Source organism: Bradyrhizobium aeschynomenes (assembly GCF_013178945.1).
GTDB lineage: Bacteria > Pseudomonadota > Alphaproteobacteria > Rhizobiales > Xanthobacteraceae > Bradyrhizobium > Bradyrhizobium aeschynomenes.
The window spans coordinates 427,392-453,892 of sequence record NZ_JABFDM010000001.1 but is presented as its reverse complement, the minus strand read 5'-3'; the positions used below and the strand labels follow the sequence as shown (position 1 = coordinate 453,892).

The following is a 26,501-nucleotide window of genomic DNA, read 5'->3' as shown; positions in this document are numbered from 1 at the left end:
CTACCCCAGAGCCTTGAGCTCGTTCGGCAGCGCGTAGGCCCATTGCGTGATGTTGCCGGCGCCGAGGCAGACGACGAGGTCGCCCGGCTTGGCGAGGTCCTTGACGATGCCGGCGAGATCGGCGGCCTTCGGCAGCGGCACCACGTCACGATGGCCGTGCGCGCGCAGGCCGAGCACGAAATGATCGCGGTCGATGCCCTCGATCGGCGCCTCGCCCGCCGCATAGACATCGGCGACGATAACGGCGTCCGCATCGTTGAAGCAGGTGCAGAACTCCTCGAACAGCGACTGCAGCCGGGTGTAGCGATGCGGCTGCACCACGGCGACGACCTTGCCGTTGGTGGATTCCCGCGCCGCCTTCAGCACGGCGGCGATCTCGACGGGATGGTGGCCGTAGTCATCGATGACGGTGACGCCATTCCACTCTCCGGTACGGGTGAAGCGGCGCTTGACGCCGCCGAAGCCGGCGATCGCCTTGCGGATGGCGTCGTCGGACAGGCCGAGTTCGCGGGCCACCGCGATCGCCGCTGTCGCGTTCGAGGCATTGTGCCGGCCCGGCATCGGCAGCGCGATGTCGGAGATCTCATGCGTCACGCCGCTCTTGCGGTCGCGGAACACGACCTTGAACGACGAGCCGCCGCCCATCGGCGTGAGATCGACCAGGCGGACGTCGGCCTGCGGGTTCACGCCATAGGTGATGATGCGGCGGTCCTCGATCTTGCCGACCAAAGCCTGCACCACCGGATGATCGATGCACATCACGGCGAAGCCGTAGAACGGGACGTTCTCGACGAAGGCACGGAACGCGTCCTGCACGGCGTCGAAGGTCTTGAAATGATCGAGATGCTCGGGATCGACATTGGTGACGATCGCGACGTCAGCCGGCAGCTTCAAGAACGTGCCGTCGCTCTCGTCGGCCTCGACCACCATCCACTCGCCCCCGCCGAGCCGCGCATTGGTGCCATAGGCATTGATGATGCCGCCATTGATGACGGTGGGATCGAGCCCGCCGGCATCAAGCAGCGCCGCGACCATCGAGGTGGTCGTGGTCTTGCCATGGGTTCCGGCGATCGCGACGCAGCTCTTCAGCCGCATCAGCTCGGCCAGCATCTCGGCACGGCGCACGACGGGGATGCGCTGCGCACGCGCGGCCATCAGCTCGGGATTGTCGCGCTTGATCGCGGTCGAGACCACGACCACATCAGCGCCCGCGACGTTCTCGGCCTTATGGCCGACGCTGACATTGATGCCCTTCTCGCGCAAACGCGCGACGTTCGCGTTGTCGGACGCGTCCGAGCCCTGCACCGTGTAACCGAGATTGCACAGCACCTCGGCGATGCCGCTCATGCCGATGCCGCCGATCCCGACGAAGTGGATGGGTCCGATCTCGCGCGGCAGTCTCATGGGGGCATCTCGTCTCAAGGGTTCCGGGCGCCCGGCGGGAGGGGAGCGGCCGCGAATCATCAGCCCTTCTTGCAAGACATGACCGACCTGGACAAGTCCGGCCGGGCCGTAAGAACTGCCAAATTCGCTGGCGTTCGCCCGATTTTGGCCGAATTTGGCAGCCCGGCCGGCGCGGTCGGCCAGGAGTTCCCGCTCGATCCCCACCTTTACAAATTGTTAAGCGCGATTACACGCTGCCCCCTCCCAACAGGATACCTGCAATTTTTGCGCGATCACCGCGTCAGTTCGCGTGGCATGAGTAGCGGGCGGCCGGCGTGCCGGGCACGCATATTTCAATCTTTGATGGAGAACCCTCGCCGATGTGCTCGCTGTGTGAAACGCACCCTCCCGTATTGTCCCGCCGCCGGCTGCTCGGCGGCGGCGCAGTGCTGGCTGCCGCGGCGGTCGGCGCACTTCCGGCGTTTGCCAAGGAAGCCAAGCAGGCGAGCGACAGCGCAATGCCCCCCAACGCCATCTCTCCGGACGACGCGATGAAGCGCATCGTCGATGGCAACGCCCGCTATGTCGCCGGCAACCTCGACAACAAGGATTTCTCGGCCGGCCGGGCAGCGCGCGCCGCGGCCCAATACCCGATCGCCGCGATCGTGAGCTGCGCCGATTCCCGGGTCGCGCCCGAGCTGGTGTTCGATCAAGCGCCCGGTGAGCTGTTCGTGGTCCGGGTCGCCGGCAATTTCGTCAACGACGACGGTCTCGCCAGCCTCGAATATGGCGTCAAGTTCCTCGGCACGCCTCTCGTGCTGGTGCTCGGTCACAGCGGCTGCGGCGCCATCGATGCGACGATCAAGGTCCTCAAGGACGGCACCAAGCTGCCAGGCCACCTGCCCGCCCTGATCAATGCGCTGAAACCCGGCGTCGAGGCTGCGATCGCGAAGAAGCCGCAGGATCTGCTGGCCGAAGCCACCGCGGAGAACGTGCGCAACAACGTCCGACGCCTGTCGACCGCCAAGCCGATCGTCGGCCGCATGGTCGCCGAGGGCAAGGTGAAGATCGTGGGCGGCATCTATGACATCGGCACCGGCCGGGTCACGATGATCTGACGCCTCAAGCCGGCCGCAGCACGCGATCCGCACGCGCGGCTGCGGCCGCGAGCCAACACACCTGGTGGCAGAACCAGGCCTCCACGGAGGCCACGAAACCCGGCGTCAGCATCAGATGCCGGCGCCCGTCGCTGAAGCGCAGCAGACCGCGCCCCTCCATGGTCGCCAGCAGATTGCGGATATGGGAGCGCGAGACGCCGAGCGAGGTCGCAAGCTCCGCCGTCGAAATCTCGACGGCCTCGCGCCCAGCGGCGGACCGGGCGACGAGCGTCAGCGCCAGATGGATGCCGCTGTCGTGCTCGTCGGTCCAGGCGAGATCGGGAAATCCCGTCAGGGGCCGATTGTCGCGGCACAGCCAGCTCGCACATTGCCGGATCGTCTCCGCATAGAACGTGGCGTCGTCCTGCAGACGAAAGCTCGGTCCGTCGGACTGCGTCAATCGGGCGTGGCAATCCAGATGCATGGCAAGCCAGCCTCGCAGCCCCTCGAGGATGACGGGGCCGGGCACCAGGTAGCGGATACGGGCATCCTCGGGATCACGCTCGACGGTCACCAGCGACAGACCGCGCAACACCGCGACGAACGCCGCCGTCTGCCGCGGACCCGGCAGCCGCCTCTGCAGGCGTGTCAGGGTCGGCCGCTCGACCGGCTTGCGCGCCGACATGTGCATCATCACGATGTGCGCAGCGATTTCCGTCGGAGCGCGCTGACCGAACAGCTTGATCATCAGGCGTTGACCGCGCAGCGGCGCAATCAGCTGGTCGCAAAATCCGACGAGCACAGGCACAAAGGACGGATGGCGCCGCAAGTGCATCGGATGATCGTCAAGCAGGACAGGGCCATCGTCGGAGCTCCGGTTCATCATGGGATCACCGTGCGCTTGCGCGACTAGAGCGCCGCCGTCCTGATCACGAGATCGGCCAGCCGTTCCGCGGCATCGAGCCGCCCGGCAGTGCGCGCGGCCTGGGCCATCGCGGCGAGACGCGTGGGCTCGGCGGCGAGCGCCGAGATCTCGGAGGCCAGCCTGTCGGAGGTGAATTCGCTCTGCACGATCCGGATCGCGGCGCTCGCGTCCGACAGCACACCGGCATTGGCGAACTGGTCCTGGTCGATGGCGCCCGGCAGCGGCACCAGGATCGAGGGCCGGCCGATCGCGGCGAGTTCGGCCACGGTGCCGGCGCCGGAGCGCGAGATCACGAGATGATTGGCGGCAAGCCGCGCCGGCAGGTCGGCGAAGAAGGGTTGCAGGTCGGCATTGATCTTCAGCCGGTCATAGACTGCGCGCACCCGCGCCATGTCCTCCTGGCGCACCTGCTGGGTCAACACCAGGCGGCCCCAAAGGGCGGGCTCGAGCCGCTCGATCGCGCCAGGAACGACGTCGCTCATCACGCGGGCGCCCTGGCTGCCACCGACCACGAGCAGCCGCAGCGGACCTGCCGTCTCCGGCGCAACATAGGGCACGGCCGCAGCTTCGAGGATCGCTGGTCGCATCGGCGTGCCGACGGTGGTGGTCTTTGCGGCAAGCGCCGGATCGCGGTCGAGCACACCGGGCAGCGAGGTGGCAATCGCCTTCACATGCGAGGACAGGAACCGGTTGGCGCGGCCGAGCACGGCATTGGCGTCGTGGATCAGGCTGGGCACCCCGGCGAGCCGCGCGGCCAGCAGCGGCGGCACGGTGGGATATCCGCCGAAGCCGATCACGGCCGCAGGCTTCAGCCGCCGCATCAGGCTGAAGGCGGCGACAGTGCCGGTGCCGAGCAGCAGCGCGGTGCGCGCGAGCGCCACCGGAGAGCGGCTGCGCACGGTCTCGCTCGGCACCACGTCGATCATGTCCTTGGTGAACAGCCCACCGTAGCGCAGCGCGCGCGCATCGGTGACGAGACGAACGCGGTAGCCGCGTCTGATCAGCTCGACACCAAGCGCTTCGGCAGGAAATAGATGTCCGCCGGTGCCGCCGGCCGCGAGCAGGATGAGGGGCGCAGTTGAGGTCATGCGCGCTTGTTTACAGCCAATGTGTCGTCATTGCGAGCGAGGCGGCTCACGCATAGTTGCGCAGCGAGCCGGCCGCGTCGGTCGCCTCCATCTCGATCCGCGGCCGCTGCCGTGTCAGCGCCAGCATCATGCCCACGCCGTAGGCCAGCGACACGATCGAGGAGCCGCCATAGGAGATGAACGGCAAGGTCATGCCCTTGGCCGGGATCAGCTGCAGATTGACCGAGATGTTGATGGCCGCCTGGATGCCGAACAGGATCGCGAGTCCCGACGCTGCGAAGCGCGAGAAGCCGTCCTCGCTGGCATAGGCGCGCGACAGCGTGCGGATCACGATGAAGCCGAACAGCGCGACCAGCGCCAGGCACAGGATGATGCCGAACTCCTCGGCCGCGACGGCAAAGACGAAGTCGGTGTGGCTGTCCGGGAGACTCCGCTTGGCGATGCCCTCGCCGGGCCCGAGCCCGAACCAGCCGCCATTGGAGAACGCCTCCATCGCGGTGTCGACCTGGAAGGTGTCGCCCGACGCCGGGTTCATGAAGCGCTTGATGCGCCCCGCCACGTGCGGCACCAGCAGATAGGCGCCGAACAGGCCCGCGGCCGCGGCACCGGCGAGGCCTGCGACCCAGATCATGCGCATGCCGGCGATGAAGAACAGCGAGCCCCAGACCATCAGGATCAGCATCGTCTGGCCGAAATCCGGCTCCATCACCAGAAGCGACACCAGCATCAACAGCAGCACCAGCGCCATCGTCGTCGCCGGCATGTCGGGCCGCCGCGCGGACTCCGAGAACAGCCAGGCGGAGACAACGACGAAGGCCGGCTTCGCCGCCTCGGACGCCTGGATGTTGACGCCGACCAGCGTGATCCAGCGGCGCGAGCCCTTCACCTCGGGGCCGATCGCCAGCGTCAGCACGATCAGCACGATAGCGATCGTGAACACCACCAGCGCGCTGCGCCGGATCTGCCGCGGCGACAGGAAGGAGACGCCGATCAGCACGATGAAGGACGGCAGCAGGAACAGGACGTGGCGGTTGAAGAAGTGGAACGGATCGAGCCCGATCCGGGTCGCCACCGGCGGGCTCGCCGCCAGCGACAGGATCACCCCGCACAGCATCAGCGCCAGGATCGAGCCGAGCAGCGGCTTGTCGACCGTCCACCACCAATCGGACAGCGGATTGCGTTCTTCACGGGAGAGCATCGGACCACCACCTGAGCCGAGGAATCAGCCCATTGGCGCCCAGGATGGTTATCGAAGGGTTAAGTCAATCCCATCAATTGGAGCAGTCATGTGATCCAACAAAGGCTGGATCCCCCGCGAAAGCGGGGGATCCAGTACGCCGAGATAGCGCGGTGAAAGCACATAGGCCTCTGGAATACTGGGTCACCCGCCTTCGCGGGTGACGACAGCGGAGGTTGGTATGAGAGCGATTACACCACCGGCTTCACGCCCGGCAGCGCCTGCACCAGATCGCGAAAGCGGCTGCCGCGGATCTCGAAGTTGCGGAATTGGTCGAACGAGGCGCAGGCGGGAGATAGCAGGACGACCGCATCCTTCAGTCCCGAAGCTTCGGCATCGGCGGCCGCCTGGGCCACCGCAACCTCAAGCGTGCCTGACATGGTGTGGGGCACTCTGTCCCCCAGCGTGCCGGCGAACTCCGTCGCCGCTTCGCCAATCAAATAGGCCTTGCGGATGCGCGGGAAGAAACCGGACAGGCTGGTGATGCCGCCGGCCTTGGGCTTGCCACCGGCGATCCAGAAGATGTCGGCGAAGGACGACAGCGCATGCGCCGTTGCGTCCGCATTGGTGCCCTTGGAATCGTTGACGAACAGGACGCTACCGCGGCGGCCGACCTGCTCCATGCGATGGGCGAGGCCGGGAAAGCTGCGCAGCCCCTGCTGCAGCACGTCTTCCTTGACGCCGATCGCAAGCGCGGCGGCCGCGGCGCAGGCCGCGTTCTGGGCGTTGTGCTGGCCGCGCAGCGAGCCGATGCCGCCGAGCCGCGCGATCTCGCTGCGCGCCCCGCCCGCGCTGCGCACGATCGTTTCATGCTCGACATACATCCCGTCGGCCAGCGGGTTCCGCACCGAGATGCGCACGACGCGCTTGCCGGCCTGGTCCAGCCGGTCGGCGGTCGCGCGCGAAAAACCATCGTCGACGCCGACGACCGCGGTGCCCCTGGCTTGGACGCCCGCAACCAGCCGCTCCTTCACCGCCGCGTAGTTCTCGATCGTGCCGTGGCGGTCGATGTGGTCCTCGCTGACATTGATCAGGATGCCGACGCTCGGATCGAGCGACGGCGTCAGGTCGATCTGGTAGGACGACATCTCGATGACATGGACGCGGCCCATGCGCGGCGGCTCCAGCGACAGGATCGCGGTGCCGATATTGCCGCCCATCTGAGTGTCGTAGCCGGCCACGCGCATCAGATGCGCGAGCAGCGCCGTTGTGGTCGACTTGCCGTTGGTGCCGGTGATCGCGATGAACGGAGCATCAGGCGCGTGGCGCCGGCGCTCGCGGCAGAACAGCTCGATGTCGCCGATCACCTCGACGCCTGCATCGCGCGCCTTCAGCACACTCCAATGCGGCACGGGATGGGTCAGCGGCACGCCGGGCGCCAGCACCAGGGCGGCGAAGTTCGCCCAGGAGACGGTGCGCAGATCGGCGGTAATGAACCCGGCCTGTGCGGCTTCCGTCATACGCTCGGCACCATCATCAGCCGCGATGACTTCTGCGCCGCCGGCCCGCAACGCGTGACACGACGCCAGCCCCGAGCCGCCGAGCCCGAACACGGCAACGGTCTTGCCGGCGAATGAGGTGACGGGGATCATGTGGAGAACTCCGTCATTCCGGACACCGCGCCGCGGTGATCCGGAGTCTGGAGATTCCGGGTTCGCGCCGCGCGCGCCCCGGAATGAAATGACGGTGTACTTGAAACGACATCATCAGCGCAGCTTCAGCGTGGACAGGCCGACCAGCGCCAGCATCACCGAGATGATCCAGAACCGGATCACGATCTGCGGCTCGGTCCAGCCGAGCTGCTCGAAATGATGGTGAATCGGCGCCATCTTGAAGATGCGTTTTCCCGTCAGCTTGAACGAGGCCACCTGCACGATCACCGACACGGCTTCGAGCACGAACAGGCCGCCGATCACTGCCAGCACGATCTCGTGCTTCACGGCAACCGCGATCGAGCCGAGCATGCCGCCGAGCGCCAGCGAGCCGGTGTCCCCCATGAAGATGGAGGCCGGCGGCGCGTTGAACCAGAGAAAGCCGAGGCCGGCGCCGAGCACGGCACCACAGAGCACGGCGAGCTCGCCGGTGCCTGCGACATAGTGGATCTGCAGATAATCCGCGAATACGGCATTGCCGGCGAGGTAGGCGATCAAGCCGAAGCTTGCGGATGCGATCATGACCGGCACGATGGCGAGGCCATCGAGCCCATCGGTCAGGTTGACGGCGTTGCCGGCACCGACGATGACGAAGGCGCCGAAGATCACGTACATCCAGCCGAACTTGAAGACGAGATCCTTGAAGAACGGAATCGCCAGCCCGGTCGAGGACGGATCGCGTCCCAGGCGAACCAGCGCATAGCAGGCGACCAGCGCGATCGCCGCTTCGATCAGCAGGCGGAGGCGGCCGGCGAAGCCTGAATGCGATTGCTTTGTGACCTTCAGATAGTCGTCATAGAAGCCGACGAAGCCGAAGCCGAGCGTCACCGCCAGCACGATCCAGACATAGGGATTGAGCGGATTGGCCCACAGCACGGTGGACACGACGAGACCGGACAGGATCATCAGCCCGCCCATGGTGGGCGTGCCCTTCTTGCTGATGATATGCGATTGCGGCCCGTCGGTGCGGATCGGCTGGCCCTTGCCCTGGCGCAGCCTCAGATGGTCGATGATCCAGGGCCCGAACAGGAACACGAACAGCGCCCCGGTGACGACGGCGCCGCCGGTCCGGAACGTGATGTAGCGGAACACGTTGAGCAGCCCGCGAAAGACGGACAGGCTTGGAAAGGTATTCGTGAGCTCGATCAACCAGTAGAACATTCAACCCGCCTATGCCGCCTCACCGAGACCGCGAACACGGATTCTGTCGCGAATCCAGTCCAATCTCTTTTAACCATGATCGGGGCCGGGTGCGAATCGTTGCCTGCGACGAGGGACCCGTCCGGCACGGCAGCCCGGCCACCAGTGGAAGATATTCTGCAGCGCCGCGATATCGCCGAATTCACGTCGCAGGGCGCAGGGCCGCCGCGAGCTTCGACACGAACTTGTTGACCCAGAAGATCTTCTTGCTGCCTTTGATGACGACGACGTCGCCGGGTGCAAGCAGCGCCGCGACATGGCCGGGGTCCAGCGTCACCGGGTCCTCGTGCCAGCCCAGCCGCTTCTGCTGTGGCAGCTCGTCGAACAGGTGGCGCATCAGCGGGCCGACGCAGTAGACACCGTCGATGCCGGCGAGATGGCTGATCATTCCTTGATGATAGGCCGGCGCCTCCTCGCCTAGTTCCAGCATGTCGCCGATGAGGGCGATCCGCCGCCCCAGGACCGGCCGCGCCTGCAGGCTGTCGAGCGCCGCGGCCATGCTGGCCGGATTGCCATTGAAGCTGTCGTCGATCAGGACGATGTCGCCGACGCTCTGCTCAACGCCGCGCCCGGTCATGATGCCGACGTGGCCGAGCGCCGGCGCCAGCTGCGTCGGATCAAGGCCGGCCGCGGCGACCGAGGCCAGCGCCGCCAGCGCGTTGTGCAGGCGATGCGGCGCACCGGGCGTCAGCGCGAAGGCGACGCGGCGGCCAGCGATGTCGGCGGTCACGTCCCAGCTTTCGCCGCGCGAGCTATGCGACAGCTCGCGAACCTCAGCGTCGCCGCCGAAGCGGATCACCTTGCCGCTCCATTCGGGCGCGGCAAGATCGGCGGGAAGCACCAGGATGCCGTCGGCCGGCAAGCCACGCGCGATCGAGATCTTCTCCTGCCGGATCGCCTCGAGACTGCCGAGCTTTTCCAGATGCACGGGCTGGACATTGACCACCAGCGCCACCGATGGCTGCGACAGCTCGGTCAGCCGCGCGATCTCGCCCTTCTGGTTCATGCCCATCTCCACCACCCAGACCGAGGCGGAGGGATCGGCATTGCACAGCGTCAGCGGCACGCCCCAGAAATTGTTGAAGCTCGACGGGCTGGCTGACGCGCCGGGATAGGCAGCGATGAATTCCTTGGTTGAGGTCTTGCCGGCGCTCCCGGTCAATCCGATCACCGGCCCATGAAAACGCGCCCGTGCCGCACGCGCGAGCGCCCACAAGCCATCGATCAGCGTATCCGCCACCACGAGCTGCGGCACCGTGACGCCCTCGATCCGACGCGGCACGATCATTGCGACGGCGCCGGCCAGTTCGGCATTCGCGGCAAACTCCCAGCCGTCACGGCTTGAGGCGAAGCTCGAGACGAAGCCGCCGCTCGGGGTCCCGCTCAGCGCAACGAAGAGGCTGCCGGGCTTGACGGCGCGGCTGTCCTGCGTGACGAAGTCGATCGGCGTCTCCGGATAATCGCCGGTGAGGCCGAGCGCGCGTGCCGCCTCGGCCACCGTCCACAGCGCCTTCGTCATGATGCCCTCGCTGCCAATGCGTCCGCGACCGCTTCATGATCGCTGAAATGCAGCACCGTGCTGCCGATGATTTGTCCGGTCTCATGGCCCTTGCCGGCGATCACCAGCGCATCGCCCGGCTTCAGCTCGCCGATCGCGATCCGGATCGCCTCGGCGCGATCGCCGATCTCTCGGGCGCCTGGGGCCGCGGCCAAGATCGCGGCGCGGATCGCCGAGGGATCCTCGCTGCGCGGATTGTCGTCGGTGACGATGACGCTGTCAGCTTCTTCAGCGGCAATCGCGCCCATCAGCGGCCGCTTACCGGTGTCGCGGTCACCGCCGGCGCCGAACACCACCACAAGCTTTCCTGAGGCATAGGGCCGCACGGCCTGCAACGCCTTGGCGAGGGCGTCCGGCTTGTGGGCGTAGTCGATGAAGACGGGCGCGCCGTTGTACTCGCCAACCAGTTCGAGCCGCCCCTTGGCGCCCTCGAGCCTCTCGAGCGATTCAAACACGGCCTGCGGATCACTGCCGGTGCCGATGGCAAGGCCCGCCGCTACCAGAGCATTCTCGACCTGGAACGCGCCGACCAGCGGCAGCCGGACCGTGGACATGCGGCCGCAATGCTGCAGCTCGAGCTGTTGCGTGAAGCCATCCACCGCGGCGGCCACGAGCCGGATGCCCTCCCCGGTCCCGTCGCCGCTCGTCCCAACGGTCATCAGGCGAAGCCCCCGCGCTTGCGCCGCCGCGATGACCTCCGGAGAGCACTCATGATCGGCCGAGATCACGGCGGCACCGCCGGGCGCAACGAGATCGCGGAACAGCCTGAGCTTGGCATTCAGATAGTGCGCGAGGTCCGGGTGGTAATCCATGTGGTCGCGCGACAGGTTGGTGAACCCGCCGGCCGAGACCTTCACGCCATCGAGCCTGAATTGATCGAGACCATGCGAGGAGGCCTCGAACGCCAGGTGCGTGACGCCGTCCCGGGTGATCTCGTCGATCTGCCGATGCAGCGCGATGGGATCGGGCGTGGTCAGCGAGCCGTAGACGGTGCGCCTGTCCGACACGAGGCCGACGGTGCCGATGCTGGCCGAGCTGTGGCCCAGCATCTGCCAGATCTGCCGCGTGAAGGCGGCCACCGAGGTCTTTCCGCTCGTACCGGTGACGGCGGCGATGGTGGAAGGCTGGCGCGGGAAGAAGCGCGAGGCGGCGAGCGCCAGTGCCCGCCGAGGGTTCGCCAGCGTGACGAAGGGAACGGACAGCACTGATCCAGGCGCTGCGGCGCCCGCTACCGCGACCGCACCGGCTGCGATCGCAGCGGTGATGAAGCTGGCGCCGTCGGCTTTGGTTCCCGGGAGTGCGAAGAACAGATCGCCGGGCCGGACGGCGCGGCTGTCCACGGCAAGGCCGGAGACTTCGACGGCGGCGATCTGCGGGGCGAGCTCCGCCTGATCCCCGAAGAGGTCGTGAAGTTTCATCCTGGTCCCGTACCGATTCTGGCCCGCCCGGGTGGCGGAACCTGCAAAGCCGACGATTCGCGGACGGCTTACTGTGTCAGCCGCGATGCCGCAAGAATTTGGCGGTCGGACGGCGGCAGGTCGAAACGGGGCTCGATGCCGAGCAGCGGCCCGATCCGGGAGATCACGTTGCCGGCGGTCGGCACTGCATTCCAGCCCGAGGTGATGAAGCCGTAGGTTTCCTTCAGCGGCTGCGGCTCGTCCAGCATGATCAGGAGCTGGTATTTCGGCTTGTCGGCCGGGATCACGGCGGTGAAGAGGGTCAGCACCTTCTTCTTGGCGTAGCGGCCGTTGATCACCTTCTCCGCTGTGCCGGTCTTGCCGCCGATGTAGTAGCCCTTCACGTCGGCCTTGCGCGCGGTGCCGACCTCGGCGTTCAGACGCATCAAGTACCGCATTTTCTCCGAGGTCTCCGGCTTGATCACACGCTTGGCGATCGCCATCGCCTCGGCCTCGGTGCGCTTCATGAAGGTCGGCGGGATCAGATAGCCGCCATTGACCAGCGCGCTGACGCCCATCACGCCCTGCAATGGCGCCACCGCCATGCCGTGACCGAACGCGATCGTGACCGTGTTCAACTCGCTCCAGCGCTTGGGCAGGATCGGCGAGGCGCTTTCGGGAAGCTCGGTGCGCAGCCGGTCGAACTGGCCCATCTTGCGCAGGAACGCCTTGTGGCCCTCGACGCCCTGCGTCAGCGCGATCCTTGCTGCGCCGACATTGGAGGAGAAGTAGAACACTTCCTTCATGTTGAGGAAGCGCCCCTTCGGCTCGTCGTCATGGATCGCGAATTTGCCGTAATGCAGCGGCCCGCGCGCGTCCCACAACGAGTTGAGATCATATTTTCCGGTGTCGAGCGCCATGGCCAGGGTGAAGGCCTTGAAGGTCGAGCCCATCTCGTAGACCCCGGTGGTGAGGCGGTTGATGCGGTCGGGATCGTGCGCTTCTTTCGGATTGTTGGGATCGAAATCCGGCAGCGACACCATCGCAATGATCTCGCCGGTCCTGACATTGACGACCAGGCCGGAGGCCGCCTTGGTCTTGAACTTTTCCTTCGCCTTCAGCAATTCGTCGCGCAGTGCGTGCTCGACGCGCAGATCGACCGACAGCTCTACAGGGCGCTGCAGGCGGTCGGTAGCGAAGCCGGCGCGATGCAGGTCGGCCAGACCCTGATTGTCGAGCCACTTCTCCATGCCGGCGATGCCCTGGTTGTCGATGTTCACCAGGCCGATCAGATGGGCCACCTCGTTGCCGGTCGGATAGACACGCTTGTTCTCGCGCAGGAACCCAATCCCAGGCAGACCGAGGCGATGGATGTCCTGCTGCTGCTTCGGCGTCATCTCGCGCTTGAGCCAGACGAAACCCTTGCGCGACATCAGGCGGTCGCGCACCTCGCTCGTATCGAGATCCGGCAAGGTCGCGGTGAGCAGCTCGATCGCCTCGTCCTTGTCGATCAGGCGGCGCGGCTCGGCAAACAGGCTCGGCGTCTTGACGTCGGTGGCAAGCACGGCCCCGTTGCGGTCGACGATGTCGGGCCGCGCGGTCGCGATGGCGTCCTGCTGCGCGGCCCGACGCGCGCTCGGCCCGTCGGAGCCGACCGCAAACATCACGAGCCGGCCGCCGATGATCGCGTAAACCGCGGCGAAGGCAATGATCGCAAGCCCGATGCGGGCGCGGGCCTTGGCGGTGCGATCGACGTCGCGCCCGTACAGCAGCGTGCGCACCAAGCGCTGGCGCCAGGGCTCCTGTGGCTTGACCTGGGGCCGAAGCTGATCGGTCATTGCTGATCCTCCGGGCGACGCACCGATCCGGTCACGGGGGGCTCTTCATTGATCGCGTCGATCGCATCGATCATCGATCCGATCGGATCCGGATTGTCCGGGCGCGTAAACCGCGGCGGCCGCTCCGGGAGATTCTTGAGGCTGTCGTACTGCGTGGCGTTGAGCGGCTTCAGCGGCAGATGCCGCTCGACGAGACCCTGCAGCCGGAGCGGCGCATCGAGTTTGGCCCATTCCGAACGCAGGAGAGCGATGGCCTCGCGCTGCTCGCGAATCTCGGCGCGGAGTTGCAGCACGCGCTCGACGCGCGCGGTCGATTCCATCTTGATGCGGTAGACATAAGCGGCCGCGAAGATCAGCGAGCAGATCACGACCAGATGGAGGAGGCGCATCGGTCAGCCTCCCCGCAGGACAGCGGCCAGACGCGGCCATGGAGAGGACTTCGCTGCGACATGTGTCGGCGCAGCCGTGCGCTCGGCGCCGCGCAGCTTGGCGGAGCGCGCGCGCGGATTGGCCTCGGTCTCGGCCTCGTCCGCCACGACCGGCTTTCGGTTGAGCAACTGGAAGCTCGGCGCCTCCTGCGCGATCTCCGGCAGATGGCGCGAGCCGCCGCCGGTCTTGCTGCGCTCGGCGAGGAAGGTCTTGACGATGCGGTCCTCGAGCGAATGGAACGAGACGACCGCGAGACGGCCGCCCGGCGCAAGGATGCGCTCCGCGGCCGACAGCGCCTGTTCGAGTTCGTCGAGCTCCTCATTGACGAGGATACGCAACGCCTGGAACGTCCGGGTCGCCGGATGGATGTCGCCCGGCTTCGACCTGACGACCCGCGCGACGAGATCGGCGAGTTGCCGCGTCGTGGTGATTGGCTGCTCTTTCCGCGCGGCGACGATGGCGCGGGCCACCGCACGGGAGTGGCGTTCTTCGCCGAAGATGTAGATGACGTCGGCCAGATCGCGCTCGGAGGCCTGCGCCACGATATCGGCGGCGGTCGGCCCCTGCCCTCCCATGCGCATGTCGAGCGGGCCATCGAACCGAAACGAAAAGCCGCGCGCGGCGGAATCGAGCTGCATCGATGACACGCCGACGTCCATCACGATGCCATCGACATGGCCGAGACCTTGCGCAGAGCAGATGTCGGCCAGTGCAGAGAAACGGTTCTCCACCAGCGTAAGACGGCCGCCTGCCTCGGTGGCGAGATCGGCTCCGCCGGCAATCGCGGTGCTGTCGCGGTCGATCCCGATCACCCGTGTTCCCGGCGTAGCCAGGATCAAACGCGTGTAGCCGCCTGCGCCGAAGGTCGCATCGACATAGGTTCCGCCGGCGCGCGGTGAAAGCATCTCGACCGCTTCAGGGCCGAGCACCGGGACGTGGCGCTGGTCAGCCGTGCTCACGCGGCTTCCCCACAGGAAATCCGCCGATCCGGACTGACTATGCTTGGCTGCGAGCCCATCGCGCCTTCGATCCTCGCGCCCCGTCAATTCGCCCAACCATCGCCCAGAACGGCCGACGGTCAGCCCCACAAATGCCCGGCCCCCAGCACGCGAACTCCGTGCCGGGGCATTCCCCCGTTGATCAGCGACCAAGCGCTGCCGGATGCCCCCGGCAGCACTCGGTACGGTAATATCCCGTGCAGGACCTTGCATATGGCGGCTTGCCGTCTCGAAAGCCGGCTCGGCTCTTCACCACTTAGTAACGGCGTTTAGCGTTAACAAACCGTTGACGGTCTGTGGCGGATATGAGGCACTTGGGGCGGGCAGCGCGAGCGCGGAAGAACCGATTGCCCTGCGAGCCGAGCTCGCTCGACGAAACCTCGATGGTTCTCGGCGCGTTTGCGCAACGGTCGGATCAATATGATGGGCCGGCATGCGATTTCGATTGCGGCTGGGACATGTAAAAGAGTAGTGCCTGCCCATATTCGATTTGAGCCATTGCCCTTGCCGCCCGCTTCGAGTCGTTCATGCCAAATTCCACCGACAAGCCGGAATCGAAGCGTCCCCGTGCGCTGCCGATCCCCAAGGGCGTTTCAGACCTGCCGATGTTCACGCCGGATTCGTCGATCGCATCCGACGTGATCCCGTCGGCGAACTTCGGCGAGCGCAAGGGCGGCCGCCAGCCGGACATGGTCATCCTCCACTACACCGGCATGCCGGACGTCGAGGGCGCGATCACCAAACTGTGCACCGCCGGCACCGAGGTGTCAGCGCACTACATCGTGCTCGAGGACGGCCGCATCGTCCAATGCGTGCCCGAGGCGCTGCGTGCCTGGCACGCGGGGCTGTCGTCCTGGGGCGGCGAGGAGGACATCAACTCCTGCTCGATCGGCATCGAGATCGTCAATCGCGGCCATGACTGGGGCTACCCGGACTTTCCGCCACGGCAGATCGCCGCCGTGATCGCATTGTGCCGCGGCATCATGCTCCGCCGCAACGTGCCCGCGCATCGCGTGCTCGGCCATTCCGACGTCGCCCCGTCGCGCAAGAAGGATCCGGGCGAGAAGTTCCCCTGGCACTCCCTCGCCAATTCCGGAGTCGGCCATTGGGTGCAGCCGGCGGCGATCACCAAGGGCGAGACGCTGAAGCTCGGCAGCATCGGCGATGACGTCAAGGGCTTGCAGAAGGCGCTCGCCAAGTACGGCTATGGCGTGCCGATCACCGGCAAGTTCGATGGTCTCACGATGGAGGTCGTGACCGCGTTCCAACGGCACTTCCGTCCCGAGAAGGTCGACGGCATCGCCGACCGCTCAACCTTGTGGACGCTGCATGCCCTGCTGACGAGTCTGCCGGCGGACGAGCCGCCGCCGCGAGCGTGAGCGATCACGTCTCAGCGTCGAGCTCGGCGAGCCGGCGCGCGTAGAGACGCTTCAGCGGTACGAGCTGCGTCGCATCGCTCGCCTCATGATAGGCCGCGCGCGCCTCGTCGTGCTGTCCGAGCCGCCGCAACAGATCGGCGCGCACGGCCGGAAGCAGATCATACTGCTTCAGGCCGCCGCGCGCCGCCAGCGAGTCGACCAGCGCAAGCGCGCGCGCCGGGCCGTCGACCATCGAGACTGCCGCTGCATGATTGAGCTCGATCACCGGCGATGGCGCAATTCGCAAAAGCACCTCGTAGAGACCGACGATCTGCCGCCAGTCCGTGTGCTCGTAGCTCGACGCCTGCGCATGGAGCGCAGCGATCGCCGCTTGCACCGTATAGGGCTGCGGTCGTCCTTTCACGGCCAGGGCGCATTCGACCAGGGCCAACCCTTCGTCAATCTGCGCGCGATTCCACGTGGAGCGATCCTGGTCCTCGAGCAGGACGATGTCGCCCGAGGCATCCATGCGCCCGGCGCGCCGCGCGTCGTGCAGCAGCATCAAAGCGAGCAGACCCGAGATGTCGGCGGCCTCCGGCATCAGGTCCCGCACGAGACGGCCGAGCCGGATCGCCTCGCGCGCCAGATCGTGTCGGATCAACGCGGAGCCGGAGGTCGCGAGATAGCCTTCGGTGAATACGAGATAGATGACCGTCAACACGCCGCGCATGCGCTCATCGAGGGCGTCGCGACCGGGCACCTCATAAGGGATGCCGGCGAGGCGGATCTTCTGCTTGGCGCGCACCAGGCGCTGCGCCATCGCGTCCTCGCTGGTGAGGAAGGCGCGGGCGACTTCCGCCGTGGTGAGGCCGCACACCGTGCGCAGCGTCAGCGCCACCTGCACCTCCGGCGCGAAGGCCGGATGGCAACAGGTGAAGATCAGCCGCAGCATGTCGTCAACGAGATCGGCGGGGGCGGTGGTCTCATCGCTGGCGGCGTCGCGCTCGATCGCGTCGACGATTTCCTGCTCCTTGGCACGAAAGCTGCGCTGCCGCCGGATGCGATCGATCACCTTGTTGCGCGCGACATGCACCAGCCACGCCCGCGGATTGGCGGGGATCTCGGACCCCCGCCATGTGACCAGCGCCGCCGCGAACGCATCCTGCAACGCATCCTCAGCGAGATCGAAATCGCCGACGAGCCTGATCAAGGTCGCAAGCGCGCGGCCCGATTCGTCGCGGAACAGTTTTTCGATGGCATCGGGCGTCATGTTCTCGCGCCGCCGAACTGGCCTCAATGATTGTACTGCCAGACGGGCCTGACCTCGATCGAGCCGAGTCGGGCGCCGGGAATGCGCGCGGCAATGCCGATCGCCTCGTCGATGTTCTTGGCCTCGATCATGTAGTAGCCGCCGAGCTGCTCGCGCGTCTCGGCGAAGGGTCCGTCGGTGGTGAGGATCTTGCCGTCGCGCACCCGGACGGTCGTGGAGGTCGAGGTCGGCTGCAGCCGGTCACCGCCCTTGTAATTGCCGCTCGAGATGATCGATTGGGTGAAGGCCTGATACTCCGCGAGCATCTTGCCTTCGGCTTCCTTCTCCATCTTCGCGTATTCGACCTCGTTCAGGTAGATCATCAACAGGTACTGCATCGGACTTGCTCCTCTCTTCGGCTGGATCGCCGACATCCAGTCGAATGGCATCGACGCGGAACGACACGCGCAGGATAATATTTTTTGACCGCCCGGCGACGGCTTGACGCGCCGGCTGCGAAGCCCCATTCACAGCGCATCAGTCGGCCGGACGGCCGCTCCGGCAGGTGCCGAAAGGCCGCCGGGGAGGAAAGTCCGGGCTCCATCGACATGCGGTGCCGGATAACGTCCGGCGGGGGCGACCCCAGGGACAGTGCCACAGAGAACGAACCGCTTCTTCCCGCAAGGGAGGCAGTAAGGGTGAAAAGGTGCGGTAAGAGCGCACCGCGGGACCGGCAACGGAACCGGCATGGTAAACCCCACCGGGAGCAAAACCGAATAGGGACGGCCACGCGGAGACAATCGCCAAGGCACTTTGTGTCAGGCGATGACGTCCGCGGGAGCGATGTCAGGCTCGCCGTCCGGGTAGGTTGCCCGAGGTCTCGCGCAAGCGCGATCCCAGAGGAATGGCCGTCACGTATCGTCATGCGCAAGCTTGGCGGTGCCCTACAGAACCCGGCTTACAGGCCGGCTGATATGTTCATGAGGGGCTCGGCGCAATAGCGCCGGGCCCCTCACCATTTCTCACCCCGCGGCGGAGAGCTGGCTGAACTCGATGGCCTGGCGCTCGAACAGGCTGCGATAGAGCCCACCCGGCTTGCCGACCAGCGTGGCGTGGCTGCCCTGCTCGACAATGCGGCCGCGGTCGAACACCAGGATGCGGTCGAGGCTGCGCACCGTCGCGAGACGATGTGCGATCACGATCGCCGTCCTGCCCTTCATCAGCCGCTCCATCGCCTCCTGGATCAGCGCCTCCGATTCCGAGTCCAGGCTCGAGGTCGCCTCGTCCAGGATCAGCACGCGCGCATCCGCCAGGAAGGCGCGCGCCAGCGCCACCCGCTGCCGTTCGCCGCCCGACAACTTGACGCCGCGCTCGCCGACCAGGGTGCCATAGCCCTTGGGCAGGCGCATGATGAACTCATGCGCATTGGCAAGCCGCGCCGCCTGCTCGATCTCCGCCTGGCTGGCGCCGGGCCGGCCATAGGCGATGTTCTCGGCGAGCGAGCGGTGGAACAGGATCGGCTCCTGCTGCACGATCGCGATCTGGCTGCGCAGCGAATCCTGCTTCGCATGGGCGATGTCCTGCCCGTCGATCAGGATCCGGCCGCCGCTGACGTCGTAGAGCCGCTGCACCAGCTTGACGAAGGTCGTCTTGCCGGAGCCCGAGCGCCCAACCAGCCCGATCCGCTCGCCCGGCCGGATGTCCACCGACAGCCGGTCGTACAGCGGGGCGCGATGGCCGCCATAGTGGAACGTGACGCCGTCGAACACGATATGCCCGCCCGTCACCGCGATCGCCTTGGCATCGGCGGCATCGACGATACCGATCGGCTCGCCGTGGATCGCCACCAGCTCGTCCATGTCGTTGACCGCGCGCTGGAGGTTGTTGATGTGCATGCCGACATCACGCAGATAGGCGTGGATGACGTAGTAGCTGGTCAGCACATAGGTGACGTCGCCCGGCGAGGCCCGGCCCTCCATCCACAGCAGCACGGCGCCGCCGATGACCGACGAACGCAGGCACAGCAGCACGCCGAGCTGCACAGCGGCGGTCGTGTTATAGCGCAGCCATGTGCGGCTGACGCGCCGGGACCAGCGGTTGACGACGCGCATCAGCCGGCCGTCCTCGCGGGCTTCCGCGCCGAACGACTTCACCACGGCGTTGCAGCTCAAGGCATCCGCCAGCGTGCCACCGACCTTGGTGTCCCAGGCGTTGGAGATGCGCGCGGCCGGCGCGATGTAGCGGGTCGAGAACACGACCGTCATCGCCACGTACAGCACGGCGCCGACAGCGATCACCGCGCCCAGCGCGCCCCAATGCAGGCCGAGCAGCACCATCGAGCCGAGCAGCACCGAGAGCGACGGCAGCAGGGCCAGCAGGATGGTGTCGTTGTAGAGGTCGAGCGCCCACATGCCCCTTGTGATCTTGCGCACCGTGGAGCCGGCGAAGCTGTTGGCGTGCCAGTCGGTCGAGAAGCGCTGCACGCGCACGAAGGCCTCGCGCGCCACGTCCGACATGATGCGCAGGGTGAACGGCACGATCAGTTGCAGTCCCGACAGCCGCAGCACGATCGAGGCGAAGCCGAGCGCCACGATGGCGCCGAACGCCACCAGCGCGCTATGCCGCGCGTCGGCATTTGCCGGGCCTAGTGTCAGCGCGTCGACGAGTTTGCCGGAGAATAGCGGCATGAACAGGTCGGCGGCGGTGGCGCCCAGCAAGCACACGGCGATGCCGAGGGTCATGCGCGGCTGCTTCAGCCAGTGACGGGTGACGAACGGGATCACGACGCGGATGGCGGCGGGACGCTTGTCGGCCTTCAGGCCGGAGACGTTGAGGGTCATGGCATCATCCGGCCGCGCTCGCGGGCGACAGGCCGGCTCCAAATGAAGCAGAGGCGACGCGGCGCGCGGTCTGCGAATGAACGATCAGGCGTTGGGAAGTGAAGCGGTGGCGCTCAATGCGAGCGGCGGAACACCAGGACCGGCATCGAGCGCGTGGGCGTGACAAGCACAGGCGTCGACAACGCGAGCATCGACCGGGTGCATGCGGTCTGCAGATGCGATGTGGTCATGCAGATCTCCCCGGTTCGAGCGACAATTCGTGTTCCATACCATCGCTGGTATGATTTGGCAACCCGCGCTCCCCGCGCGGGCCGCTCACGTCAATGTGCGTCGCCGCCGCCGGCCATCGGCGAGCTCGGCTTGTTGAGCAGCATCACCATGAAGCTGAGCGCGATGTAGAAGCAGGTCAGCATGAAGAACGCGTCGCCATAGCCCATCACCACGGCCTGGCGATGCACGATCTGCGTCAGCTGCTTCATCGCCATCAGCACCGAGTCGCCCATGCCCTGCAGCTTCTGCTGCAGCATGTTCAGCGTCTCGACCGCGGTCGCATTGCCCCAGGTCACCCGCTCGTGCAGGCGGGAGATATGCAGGTCGGTGCGGTCATTCAGCACCTGGTTGATCACGGCGAGGCCGACGGCGCCGCCGAGATTGCGCATCAGGTTGAACAGGCCCGACGCATTCTTGACGCGCTCCGGCGCCAGCGTGCCGAGCGCGATGTTGTTGGTCGGAACCATCGCGCACATCATGCCAACGCCGCGCAGCACCTGCGGCAGGAACAGCTCCCAGAAATCATAGTCGCGGGTGATGCCGGTCATCTGATAGGAGCCGATCGCAAAGATGACGAGGCCGAAGGCGATGATCAGGCGCATGTCGATCTTCACCATCAGGCGGCCGACCACCGGCGCCATCAGGAACATGGTGACGCCGGAGACGAACATCGTCTCGCCGATCATCAGCGCGCTGTACCCGCGGACCTCGGCGAGATAGCGCGGATAGATGTAGGTCAGGCCGTAGAGGCCGATGCCGATGCAGAACTGCAGCAGGCAGCCGACCGCGAAATTGCGGTCGCCGAACGTTCTTAGATCGACGATCGGCTCGTCCGCCGTCAGCACGCGCCAGAAGAAGCAGACCGCCGAGACCACGCAGACCGCGGCGCAGACCGCGACCGACGTATCCTGCAGCCACTCATGCAGCGGCCCCTCCTCCAGCACGTATTCGAGCGAGCCGAGGAAGCCGGCCATGAACAACAGGCCCCACCAGTCGAAGCGGTCGAGCAGCGCGAAGTTCGGCTGGTCGAAATCGACCAGCGCCAGCACGCCTGCCGTGATGATGACGCCCGGCACGATGTTGACGAAGAACAGCCAGTGCCACGACATCGCATCGGTGATGTAGCCGCCGACCGTCGGGCCGACCGTCGGCGCCAGCGTTGCGACCAGGCCGATGATCGGGCCGACGATGTGGAACTTGGAGCGCGGGAACACCGTGTAGGCCGAGGCGAACACGGTCGGGATCATGCCGGCGCCGAGGAAGCCCTGCAGCGCGCGCCACACGATCATCTGCTCGATCGAGGAGGCGAAGCCGCACAGGAAGCTCGAGATCGTGAAGCCGGCCGCCGAGATCGCGAACAGCAGCCGCGTGCCGAGCGCGCGCGACAGGAAGCCGGACAGGGGAATCGCGATGACCTCGGCGATCAGATAGGCGGTCTGCACCCACGAGACTTCGCTGGAGCTGGCCGACAGCCCGGCCTGGATCTCGCTCAGCGAGGCCGAGACGATCTGGATATCCAGGATCGCCATGAACATGCCGAACACCATGATCAGGAACGCAAACAGCCGCCGCGGCGCAATGCGATCCGACGGCGCCGCGGGCGCGCTCATGGTGGGATTGGCTGTGGTTGCGGTGGCCATGGTCTAATTAGTCCGCTTGGGTCAAGGACCGCGCCGCGAAAAATGGTGCGCTCCCCTCCCCCTTGCGGGGAGGGGTCGGGGGTGGGGGTCCCCAACGGCGGTCTCGCCCGGAGTACCCCCCTCCCCAACCCTCCCCCACAAGGGGGGAGGGAGCTCACTGTCGATGCCGACGCATCTTCGTTCAACGTCGACTGCAGAATCGATATATCTGCAGCCTTAACGTCCAATCAGCTGACTACTTCCCCTGCACCGTCGCCGGTGCGTCGAGGTCGGCGTCGTTGTCGGCATCCTTGGCGCCGTCGGTGGTGTCGACTGTCACGTAGACCGACATGCCGGCGCGCAGCAGGTTTTGCCGAGCCACTTCCTTCGGCACGCGGATGCGGACCGGCAGGCGCTGCACGATCTTGGTGAAATTGCCGGTGGCGTTGTCGGGCGGCAGCAGCGTGAACACCGAGCCTGATGCTGGCGAGATGCTGTCGACCACGCCCTTGAAGCCGCGAGCGCCATAGGCATCGACCTTGATCGTCACGGGCTGGCCGGGACGGATGCGCTTGAGCTGGGTTTCCTTGAAGTTCGCATCGATGAAGACGTCGTCGAGCGGCACGACGTTGCCGAGCCGCTGGCCGACCGCGACGAAATCGCCGGTGTTGACAAGGCGGTTGGAAAACGTGCCGTCGACAGGCGCGCGCACGGTGGCGAATTCGAGATCGCGCTCGGCCTTGGCGAGCGAGGTCCTCAGCTCGGCGAGTTGCGCCTGGGCCTCGGCCTGCTGCGCCTTGGTCACCTCGACATTGTCGCGTGCAGCGTCGAAGGCGGCGCGCGCGGCGCGGACCGCGGCCATGCCCTGGTCGCGCGCGGCTTCCGACTGCTCGAAGGTGGCGTGCGAGGCGAAGCCCTTGCTGCTCAGCGCCTGCTGGCGCTCATAGTCGAGCCCGGCGCGCTTCATCGCCGCCTCGGAGGAGGTCAGATTGGCCTGCGCCTGCTCCACCGCGCTCTGCTGCGCGGCGACCTGACGGCCGATGCGCGCGATGGTCGCCTCCTGGGTGGCGATCTTGCTGCGCGCGGCGTCGACCGCGATCTTGTAGTCGCCGTCGTCGATGCGGAAGATCACGTCGCCCTTGCGCACCGCCGAATTGTCGCGCGGCACGATCTCCTGGATGTGGCCGGAGACGCGCGCGCCGAGCATGGTGTTGTTGGCGCGGACATAGGAGTCGTCGGTCGAGACCATGAAGCGGCCGACCAAGAAATAATGCGTGGCGTAGCCAGCGACGGCGAGCGCCAGCAGCAGGCCGATGCCGGCGAGCACACGCTTGCGCTTGCCGGATTTGGGCGGGGCAGCCGGCGCGGCCTGCGGCTTCTCTCCGGCCGGGGCCGCCGCCGGCAGCTCGAGCGGAGCTTCGGTGGTCACGTCGGCCTTCGGCTCGACGGCCTTTGCATCGGCCGGCTTGCGCGGAGCAGCGTCATGCGTGCGGATCGCCTCGCGTGTCCCCTGGCCCAGCGCATCCTCCGATTCCGGACGGCGTGCCCGCACAGCCTGTTCTCTCGCAGCAGCCATCAGCCACTCCCACCCATGACAACGGAGCCGCCCCGGCCCCGCAAAAAATCCGACCGAACCGTTCGGTCAATCCACTTCTATCATTGACCGAACCGTTCGGTCAATATATATCTTCGCTACCGCAACATATCCGCGCAGATGCTTGTGTGACGTTGGCGCCGGCCAAATCTTCGGGAACAGCCTAAACCAATGATTGATGCTGCCGACAACACTACCCAGGTGACGCAGGACGAGGATTCCTCGAAACGGCGTCAGATCCTCGAAGGCGCTCGCAAGGTCTTCATGGACATGGGTTTCGATGGCGCCAGCATGGGCGAGATCGCGCGTGTCGCCGGCGTCTCGAAGGGCACGCTCTACGTCTACTTCGCCGACAAATTCCGCCTGTTCGAGGCCATCGTCGAAGAGGAGAGCGTGCATCGCGGCGCCTCGAATTTCAGCTTCGATCCGGATCGCGATGCTGCGACGGTTCTCGGCGAGTTCGGCAAGGCCTGGATCGCGGTGGTGTGCCGGCCGGGCGGCGGATCGGCGATCCGCACCGTGATGGCGATCGCCGAACGCATGCCGGACGTCGGCCGCCGCTACTACGAATGCGTGCTCAATGGCACGATCAGCCGGCTGGCGGCCTATCTGCAGGCCCGCGTCGAAGCCGGCGAACTCGCCATCGACGACTGTCATCTGGCGGCCTCGCAGTTTCAACAGATGTGCCAGGCCACGCTCTTCCTGCCCTTCATCTTCCAGGCCGAGCCGGCCCCCTCGCCCGACCGTGTTCACAAGGTCATCGGCAGCGCCGTGGGCATGTTCCTGGCCCACTACGGCGTGAAGAACTGACGGACTGATCCGCACGCCCGCCGGCGCGGCAACGATCTCGTCACGATCGGACATGCGCTCACCTTCTCGCGGCGGATGACGCCCGAGCTCTGCAATCGGATCACCCTCGTCTTGATCAGAGGGTGCAGGGAAGGCCGGGCGCTGGCCGCGCCCGTGGCCCGCCTGCTCAAAAAAATGCAGGCGGCAGGTACCACAGGTCTGGCCGAGAACACCCGGCCTTCCCTGCGCGATGGGCTTACGACTTATACGTACTCTCCCCGGTGTCCGGGCTTGTAGCCACCGTCGCCGTCCGGATCATCACCGAACGACTTAGCGCCAGCGTCGGGGCGCCAGGACCATACGACTTCATCGTCCTGCCGGAAACGTTCGTCCGCTCGCGATAAGCGCGCTGCGCTCCCGACAGGCCACCGCTCCCCGCCTCCCACGTTCGTGACGATCGCGAAACGCCCCTTGCCGATCGAGACAGGATGGCGACAGACAAACACGATTTCCGAAAAAAAGAAACAAGAATCTTTTTCGCCGGAAGACTGGACAGGGCAAATCAGTCTGATCGGACGAACGAAATTGGATTTTGCGCGCACGCGGTTTTTGGCGCGCGACCGCCGCAGCGCGGTGTCGCGCGAGCAAAGCGATGCGATCCCGCGGCAGCACCACGAATCTGAGTTGCCTCAGCGCAAGTGCGCTCGCAACGAGGTGGACGATGCAAGGCGTGGAGGAGGCAAAGGCGCCTCGCTCCGCTGCAGCCGCAGGTGACGATGCAGCGGCGCCATGCCCACGGCCGGAGCATAGAGGCCCGAACAGGCCTCTTCCTGACATCACGACTGCCGTTTCCATTCACCTCGACTTAGCTCAGCGCCGGCGATACTGTTGATGCGGACCTGCCGGGCGGCTGCGAGAAACGCCCATCATGCCCCCTAAAATCAATATACCGCCGCCACCACCAACACAGTGCTGGGCGCTGCAATTGCTGCAATCGCAAGGAACCGGCGGGCGTGTCGAAGCCGCTCTCTTCGGCGGGCCGGGCTGGGCAGCTGCCGGCTCGGAATGCAGGGTCGTCACTGCAAGGGCTAGGGCCAGAATCAGCACGGTCATGATACGCATAGCTGTCCTCCTGTGTGACGCTGTGGTCGCGGAGCGTCTTTTCGCTGCCAACGCTATCGGCTTCTTGCACCCGTAGTCGGAGTGGCGCGCAATCAGGTTCAGGCGGTGTCTCGCGGGAAGCATCAGTTCCACCGTCTCGGCCGGCGTCGGCGCACGGCGGGCGTATGGGCAGACTCCTTGCTCAGATGCAGCCAACCGATGGTCCGCGATGGCCAACAGCTGCATCTGCGCGAGTGGCGGCAATTGCTTGTACCTGTGAGGCCCTGTGATATCGTTTCGCCATGGCCAAGCTCGTCTTTGGAATGAACATGTCGTTGGACGGCTACGTCGACCACGACCACGAGGCGTTCGCGCCCGATCCGGTGATGTTCAAATACTTCATCGAGCAGACGCGCAGAACCGCCGGCAGCATCTATGGGCGCGGCCTCTACGAGGTGATGCGCTATTGGGATGGGAACGATTGGGAGCAGGGTGACTCGGCGATGGGCGGCGATCTGCAGGCGTTCGCGGAAGCGTGGCGGACCATGCCGAAATGGGTGGTGTCGCGTTCGCTTGAATCGGTGGGGCCGAATGCGACGTTGATCGGCGACGATGTCGATGCCGTACGAAAGCTGAAGGCCGATCTCGTCGGCGAGATCGAGGTCGGCGGGCCGAAGCTGGCGGCGAGCCTGACCAGGCTTGGGCTGATCGATGAGTACCAACTCTTCCTTCATCCCGTCGTGCTTGGTCACGGCCGGCCATTCTTCGTTGGCCCACAGCCGCGGCTCCGACTGGTGGCCAGCGATCGCATTGGAGAGGACGTGATCAGGTTGACGTACGTCCCTGCCAAATCTGAATGCTAGCCGCGTTGCGGCGGGC

21 protein-coding genes and 1 other RNA gene are annotated in these 26,501 nt (G+C 66.2%); 6 read left to right on the top strand and 16 right to left on the bottom strand.

From position 1 onward, the window contains the following. On the bottom strand, positions 1-1,404 hold the full coding sequence (murC, locus tag HL666_RS02000) for a UDP-N-acetylmuramate--L-alanine ligase (RefSeq protein ID WP_172111038.1): 1,404 nt from the start codon (positions 1,402-1,404) through the stop codon (positions 1-3). A gap of 359 nt (positions 1,405-1,763) precedes the next feature. On the opposite strand from murC, the gene HL666_RS01995 reads away from it, so the two are divergent. Then, the gene (locus HL666_RS01995) at positions 1,764-2,501 is read left to right on the top strand and encodes a carbonic anhydrase (RefSeq protein ID WP_172179618.1); all 738 of its coding nucleotides are present in this window, start codon (positions 1,764-1,766) and stop codon (positions 2,499-2,501) included. A gap of 4 nt (positions 2,502-2,505) precedes the next feature. Here the strand turns inward: HL666_RS01995 and HL666_RS01990 are convergent, their stop codons facing one another. The 10 genes from HL666_RS01990 to rsmH all read right to left on the bottom strand — a co-directional run bounded on the left by HL666_RS01990 (position 2,506) and on the right by rsmH (position 14,763). Next, positions 2,506-3,315 carry an IclR family transcriptional regulator gene (locus HL666_RS01990; RefSeq protein ID WP_172179616.1) on the bottom strand — a complete coding sequence of 270 codons (810 nt, stop codon included), beginning with the start codon at positions 3,313-3,315 and terminating at the stop codon, positions 2,506-2,508. A gap of 74 nt (positions 3,316-3,389) precedes the next feature. Continuing rightward, positions 3,390-4,493, bottom strand: coding sequence for an undecaprenyldiphospho-muramoylpentapeptide beta-N-acetylglucosaminyltransferase (gene murG / locus HL666_RS01985; protein ID WP_172179614.1), 1,104 nt, complete (start codon positions 4,491-4,493; stop codon positions 3,390-3,392). A gap of 46 nt (positions 4,494-4,539) precedes the next feature. Then, the gene (ftsW, locus tag HL666_RS01980; protein WP_172179612.1) at positions 4,540-5,691 is read right to left on the bottom strand and encodes a putative lipid II flippase FtsW; all 1,152 of its coding nucleotides are present in this window, start codon (positions 5,689-5,691) and stop codon (positions 4,540-4,542) included. Between the two features lie 230 nt (positions 5,692-5,921). Beyond that, positions 5,922-7,322 (bottom strand): UDP-N-acetylmuramoyl-L-alanine--D-glutamate ligase, encoded by a 1,401-nt coding sequence (gene murD / locus HL666_RS01975; protein WP_172179610.1) that lies wholly within the window; start codon positions 7,320-7,322, stop codon positions 5,922-5,924. Positions 7,323-7,436: 114 nt separating this feature from the next. Further along, positions 7,437-8,543, bottom strand: a complete 1,107-nt coding sequence (gene mraY, locus HL666_RS01970) for a phospho-N-acetylmuramoyl-pentapeptide-transferase (protein WP_172111044.1) — start codon at positions 8,541-8,543, stop codon at positions 7,437-7,439. A 181-nt stretch (positions 8,544-8,724) separates the two neighbouring features. Next, positions 8,725-10,101, bottom strand: a complete 1,377-nt coding sequence (locus tag HL666_RS01965) for a UDP-N-acetylmuramoyl-tripeptide--D-alanyl-D-alanine ligase (protein WP_172179608.1) — start codon at positions 10,099-10,101, stop codon at positions 8,725-8,727. Continuing rightward, positions 10,098-11,558 carry a UDP-N-acetylmuramoyl-L-alanyl-D-glutamate--2,6-diaminopimelate ligase gene (locus HL666_RS01960; RefSeq protein ID WP_172179606.1) on the bottom strand — a complete coding sequence of 487 codons (1,461 nt, stop codon included), beginning with the start codon at positions 11,556-11,558 and terminating at the stop codon, positions 10,098-10,100. The genes HL666_RS01965 and HL666_RS01960 overlap by 4 nt, the downstream gene beginning before the upstream one ends. 68 nt (positions 11,559-11,626) lie before the next feature. Next, on the bottom strand, positions 11,627-13,375 hold the full coding sequence (locus tag HL666_RS01955; RefSeq protein ID WP_172111047.1) for a peptidoglycan D,D-transpeptidase FtsI family protein: 1,749 nt from the start codon (positions 13,373-13,375) through the stop codon (positions 11,627-11,629). Next, positions 13,372-13,764, bottom strand: coding sequence for a cell division protein FtsL (ftsL, locus tag HL666_RS01950; protein ID WP_172111048.1), 393 nt, complete (start codon positions 13,762-13,764; stop codon positions 13,372-13,374). Before ftsL ends, HL666_RS01955 begins: the two co-directional genes overlap by 4 nt. A gap of 3 nt (positions 13,765-13,767) precedes the next feature. Further along, positions 13,768-14,763, bottom strand: coding sequence for a 16S rRNA (cytosine(1402)-N(4))-methyltransferase RsmH (rsmH, locus tag HL666_RS01945; protein WP_172179604.1), 996 nt, complete (start codon positions 14,761-14,763; stop codon positions 13,768-13,770). Positions 14,764-15,329: 566 nt separating this feature from the next. On the opposite strand from rsmH, the gene HL666_RS01940 reads away from it, so the two are divergent. Further along, a complete protein-coding gene (locus HL666_RS01940; protein ID WP_172179602.1) occupies positions 15,330-16,181 on the top strand; it encodes a peptidoglycan recognition protein family protein in 852 nt (283 codons plus the stop codon). Positions 16,182-16,185: 4 nt separating this feature from the next. Here the strand turns inward: HL666_RS01940 and HL666_RS01935 are convergent, their stop codons facing one another. Together HL666_RS01935 and HL666_RS01930 are read right to left on the bottom strand one after the other, a co-directional pair. Beyond that, positions 16,186-17,430: an RNA polymerase sigma factor gene (locus tag HL666_RS01935; protein WP_172179600.1), complete on the bottom strand. Its 1,245-nt coding sequence runs from the start codon at positions 17,428-17,430 to the stop codon at positions 16,186-16,188. 23 nt (positions 17,431-17,453) lie between these two features. Next, positions 17,454-17,807 (bottom strand): YciI family protein, encoded by a 354-nt coding sequence (locus HL666_RS01930; RefSeq protein ID WP_172179598.1) that lies wholly within the window; start codon positions 17,805-17,807, stop codon positions 17,454-17,456. A 139-nt stretch (positions 17,808-17,946) separates the two neighbouring features. Between HL666_RS01930 and rnpB the strand changes: the two genes are divergently transcribed. Continuing rightward, positions 17,947-18,386, top strand: an RNA gene (rnpB, locus tag HL666_RS01925) — RNase P RNA component class A. Positions 18,387-18,431: 45 nt separating this feature from the next. Here rnpB and HL666_RS01920 read toward each other — a convergent pair. The 3 genes from HL666_RS01920 to HL666_RS01910 all read right to left on the bottom strand — a co-directional run bounded on the left by HL666_RS01920 (position 18,432) and on the right by HL666_RS01910 (position 23,714). Continuing rightward, complete coding sequence (locus HL666_RS01920; RefSeq protein ID WP_172179596.1) at positions 18,432-20,249, bottom strand: ABC transporter ATP-binding protein; 1,818 nt, start codon at positions 20,247-20,249, stop codon at positions 18,432-18,434. Between the two features lie 320 nt (positions 20,250-20,569). Continuing rightward, a complete protein-coding gene (locus tag HL666_RS01915; RefSeq protein ID WP_172179595.1) occupies positions 20,570-22,159 on the bottom strand; it encodes a DHA2 family efflux MFS transporter permease subunit in 1,590 nt (529 codons plus the stop codon). A gap of 235 nt (positions 22,160-22,394) precedes the next feature. Continuing rightward, positions 22,395-23,714, bottom strand: a complete 1,320-nt coding sequence (locus HL666_RS01910) for an HlyD family secretion protein (protein WP_172179594.1) — start codon at positions 23,712-23,714, stop codon at positions 22,395-22,397. A gap of 189 nt (positions 23,715-23,903) precedes the next feature. Between HL666_RS01910 and HL666_RS01905 the strand changes: the two genes are divergently transcribed. From HL666_RS01905 to HL666_RS01895, 3 genes are all read left to right on the top strand, one after another. Next, a complete protein-coding gene (locus HL666_RS01905) occupies positions 23,904-24,542 on the top strand; it encodes a TetR/AcrR family transcriptional regulator (RefSeq protein ID WP_172111056.1) in 639 nt (212 codons plus the stop codon). A 450-nt stretch (positions 24,543-24,992) separates the two neighbouring features. Further along, the gene (locus HL666_RS01900) at positions 24,993-25,295 is read left to right on the top strand and encodes a hypothetical protein (RefSeq protein WP_172131687.1); all 303 of its coding nucleotides are present in this window, start codon (positions 24,993-24,995) and stop codon (positions 25,293-25,295) included. Positions 25,296-25,924: 629 nt separating this feature from the next. Continuing rightward, on the top strand, positions 25,925-26,485 hold the full coding sequence (locus HL666_RS01895; RefSeq protein WP_172131686.1) for a dihydrofolate reductase family protein: 561 nt from the start codon (positions 25,925-25,927) through the stop codon (positions 26,483-26,485). The last annotated feature ends 16 nt before the right edge of the window (positions 26,486-26,501 follow it).